Annotated in this window: 1 protein-coding gene; it reads right to left on the reverse strand. The window is 27.0% G+C overall.

Annotated elements, in window-relative coordinates; genetic code table 11:
* A partial coding sequence (locus ERX55_RS11315) for an NAD(P)/FAD-dependent oxidoreductase (RefSeq protein ID WP_165983795.1) occupies window positions 1-365 on the reverse strand: 365 nt, incomplete at its 3' end.
* Window positions 366-403: the final 38 nt, after the last annotated feature.

The following is a 403-nucleotide window of genomic DNA, read 5'->3' on the forward strand; positions in this document are numbered from 1 at the left end:
TGTCTATCTTCTATAGCTAATCTTAGTATGTCTAACACAGAAGAAGCTTGTAAAGACATAGGATATATTTTACCTTCATTAAGGGTAATTAATGGAAGTCCTAAGCTATTAAAAAAATTTTTTGTATCCTCTAGAGTAAATTGTGACAAAATAAATTTATAAAAATTATTATTATTACTGTAATATTTACAATTAGATATATTTTCGTTAGTTATATTACATCTACCATTACCGGTGGTTAAAATTTTTTTGCCGATTCTATCATTACTTTCTAATATAGCTACATCTGATCCCATATCTTTTGATATTATGGAGGCTACAATTCCAGAGGCGCCCCCACCTAAAATTATTATTTCATGATACACAATAAATCTCTCCTTAATTTTTAGATAATTTAGTAAAC

Source organism: Macrococcus bovicus, assembly GCF_004359575.1.
GTDB lineage: Bacteria > Bacillota > Bacilli > Staphylococcales > Staphylococcaceae > Macrococcus > Macrococcus bovicus.